The organism is Pedobacter sp. 10L46_2, assembly GCF_056395165.1.
Genome location: NZ_JBFTIZ010000400.1, coordinates 1 through 3,182 on the forward strand (window position 1 = coordinate 1; position 3,182 = coordinate 3,182).

The following is a 3,182-nucleotide window of genomic DNA, read 5'->3' on the forward strand; positions in this document are numbered from 1 at the left end:
GGCTGCCAGTGAGTAAAACAGGGTATGTGAAGTTGAAAGCTGCACTAGGCTTATAGAAAATTCTAATTCTATTTGCAATTAGAAAAAAATCGCACTATATTTGCACCTCTTAATTAAAAAAATAGTCTAAGATATAATACAGTTATGAAAAGAACATTCCAACCTTCGCAAAGAAAGAGAAGAAACAAGCATGGCTTCCGCGAAAGAATGGCTACAGCAAACGGTAGAAGAGTATTAGCTTCACGTCGTGCAAAAGGAAGAAAAAGATTATCAGTTTCTGACGAACGTCGTCATAAAGCATAATTTTTGATTGCAGCACGTTTAGGTGTTAGCAGATCAGGACATCTGCAAAGTTGCGATCAAAAACATGAACACATTTAACAAAGAAGAACGGTTATGTAGCAGGAAGTTAATTGACTTGCTATTTAAGAACGGTTCTTCTTTTTTATTATACCCCTTTCGTGTATCTTATTTATACGTAGATACAGCGCACAAATATCCTGTGCAGGTTGTAATTAATGTTTCTAAAAAACGCTTTAAAAGGGCAGTAGATAGAAACTTGATTAAACGCCGCACCCGTGAGGTTTATCGCCTTGAAAAACAATCACAGCTTTACACATCTCTTGTCGGTTCTAATGAGCTATTGTTGCTTTCTGTGCAGTTTATTGGCAAGCAGATTTACGATTATTCATTTTTTGAGAAAAAAATGTCCGGAGTTTTTAAAAAATTAGTTGCAGCCGTTGGGACCAATGAAATGAAAAAAGCTGATGGGGATAATTAAAAAGCTAATTGGCTGGTTTTTTTTAGGCTTGATAAAGCTTTACCAATGGTTATTGTCTCCATTGCTTGGAGCAAGTTGCAGATATACGCCTACTTGTTCTCAATATGGTATTGAGGCTATTAAAAAGCATGGTCCGTTTAAAGGAGGCTGGTTAACTTTGAAACGTATTGGCCGGTGCCATCCTTGGGGTGGTCATGGCCATGATCCTGTTCCGTAATGATATTTTTAATTTAAACTGATGGCTACTATACTTCAAATTGAAACCGCTACACAAGTCTGTTCTGCTGCAATAGCACATGATGGTAAGACCATAGCTTTAAAAGAGCTAATGGCAAATAATATTCATGCCGGTAGCTTAACTTTGTTTATAAAGGAGGCTATGGATTCTACAGGATTGCAATTTGAGGATCTTGATGCTGTAGCAGTAAGTATGGGGCCAGGTTCTTATACAGGATTGCGTATTGGCGTTTCTACAGCAAAAGGACTGTGCTTTGCTCTTGATAAGCCATTAATTGCAATTCCTACTCTTCAAATGATGGCACAAGGATTTATGCTTCAAAATCCTGATTACGATGGACTGATTTGCGCAATGATTGATGCCAGAAGGATGGAGGTATTTACTTCTGTTTATGATAATAATCTTAGAACCGTGACTCCGGTTGTGGCTAAGATAATAGATGATCAGAGCTTTGCCGAGGATCTAAATGATAATGTAATAACTTTTATTGGCAACGGTGCCGCTAAGTGCGTTGGTGTGCTGAAGCAGGAAAATGCAAAATTTTCGGAACTGAATTTTAACTCAGCATCTTACATGAGTAAACTTGCTCATGATGCCTATGCGTGCTCCAGATTTGAAGATGTTGCTTATTTCGAGCCCTTTTACTTAAAGGATTTTGTCTTAACTACACCTAAAAAAAAGTAAGACAGTTGTTCTGATATTTTGGTATTAGAACAATAGATTCTTCCAGGTCATTATCCTTCCGTGTCATCTTGAACATCGTGAGAGATGACGACCGATCTAGAAATTAAACCATCATTGTGAATTTTTACTTCATCTCTTTTTAGAGAATACACTGAAAATGCGTTTGAAGAAACCTGTTTCCTGATCATCCAAGCCTGGTATATAGCTGCTGTTTTGGGGGTGTTCTACAGTATAGCCAAACTTAATACCTAATCCCATGTAAAAAGATGCACCATTATATCCTGACTTTGGCGATGTATCGGTTTTGATTGCTGCATAAGCGGTTCGAGTTGTCTTAAGGAGATTATCTGAACCTAAGAAGAACTCAAAGTTTGGGGTTTGATACATTCCCTGCATTCCAAAAAGAAACAGGTTATTGAAGTTGTAGATTGGAATTGCACTTATAGAAAAATCAGAATAGCGGAATTTATTTACAAGGGCTGCATCACCGCCATTATAAAACAGATTTTTTGACACCATAAAACTAGGTGTATAGAAACTGTATGTTTTAGAAATCAGGAAATCAGCTTTGGCATTTGTGAGGGTATAAAAGCTTTTATTTACCGCATCATTTTTTACAATATCTGTAATCTGGTTTGTTATCCTTTGATCTTTATCCCTCGGACTGCGGGGCGGGGTGTTTGGGCCATTATCCTCCGGGATTATGGTAGGATTAAGCATGTTGTCAAAATTGCTAACATAGGAACTGTTGCTCCATCGTATTACGCCAAGGTCTTTTATATTAGCCATAATAAACACCCCGCTTTTTGAGGTATATGTTGTGCCAAAGCTTAGCGCAAGTCCCGGGTTTTTAAATGTAGGAATCAGGTCGTTAGTTTCTAAATCTTTGGCCTCCAGAAAACTTGCTTTATATGTACCTTTTAATGATAAAGCTATTTTATCCGTTGTTGGTCCGGGCTGGATGGCCGAATGGTCAGTCTTTAAACTGTTAAAGGAAATTCCACTTAATAAACTAATCTTAACACCGAAAGCAAGCTTTTTAGTATAGTTTTCTCTGTAGGTTAGACTGAATTGATGATAAGATTGACCATATCCGCTATTGTTAAACGGATTTTTAGTTAAATTGGAATTGTTAATGAACCTGGTGTAATCATCTATTACGGCAAGCGATTCATTAGTGTATTTTGCATGAAGGTCTGTTCGCAATTGCCACGAAAAACCAATCTCCTTATGATACTTATAGGATTTAAATATCTTAAAATTGAATAAATATATGTTGGAATTTTGATAGACGCGGTTTAGCTTATTCGTTCCGATTGGAATGTCTTTTACTGAAAGTTTTCCACTGCTAATTAATTTATGCATTATATCCTCATTGCCTTTATTGATGGCATTTACTCCGAAATAGGGTAAGAAGAAATTTGAAGCATATTTTCGCGAGGAATCTAGAACGAATGTTTTTTGCGCTGGGTTCTCAAA

At 37.0% G+C, this 3,182-nt stretch carries 5 protein-coding genes; 4 read left to right on the plus strand and 1 reads right to left on the minus strand.

Features of this window, described 5'->3' with window-relative positions:
- The first annotated feature begins 144 nt into the window (after nucleotides 1-144).
- From rpmH to tsaB, 4 genes are all read left to right on the plus strand, one after another.
- Nucleotides 145-303 carry a 50S ribosomal protein L34 gene (gene rpmH, locus AC1DDX_RS25740; protein WP_055133745.1) on the plus strand — a complete coding sequence of 53 codons (159 nt, stop codon included), beginning with the start codon at nucleotides 145-147 and terminating at the stop codon, nucleotides 301-303.
- A 64-nt stretch (nucleotides 304-367) separates the two neighbouring features.
- Nucleotides 368-781: a ribonuclease P protein component gene (rnpA, locus tag AC1DDX_RS25745; protein ID WP_288879022.1), complete on the plus strand. Its 414-nt coding sequence runs from the start codon at nucleotides 368-370 to the stop codon at nucleotides 779-781.
- Entirely contained in the window at nucleotides 768-998 is a 231-nt protein-coding gene (gene yidD, locus AC1DDX_RS25750) for a membrane protein insertion efficiency factor YidD (protein ID WP_172659832.1), read from the plus strand. The genes rnpA and yidD overlap by 14 nt, the downstream gene beginning before the upstream one ends.
- A 21-nt stretch (nucleotides 999-1,019) precedes the next feature.
- Nucleotides 1,020-1,703: a tRNA (adenosine(37)-N6)-threonylcarbamoyltransferase complex dimerization subunit type 1 TsaB gene (gene tsaB / locus AC1DDX_RS25755; RefSeq protein ID WP_172659833.1), complete on the plus strand. Its 684-nt coding sequence runs from the start codon at nucleotides 1,020-1,022 to the stop codon at nucleotides 1,701-1,703.
- A 129-nt stretch (nucleotides 1,704-1,832) separates the two neighbouring features.
- Here the strand turns inward: tsaB and AC1DDX_RS25760 are convergent.
- Nucleotides 1,833-3,182 (minus strand): DUF5723 family protein (locus AC1DDX_RS25760; protein ID WP_477622852.1); only part of this gene is annotated, 1,350 nt, incomplete at its 5' end.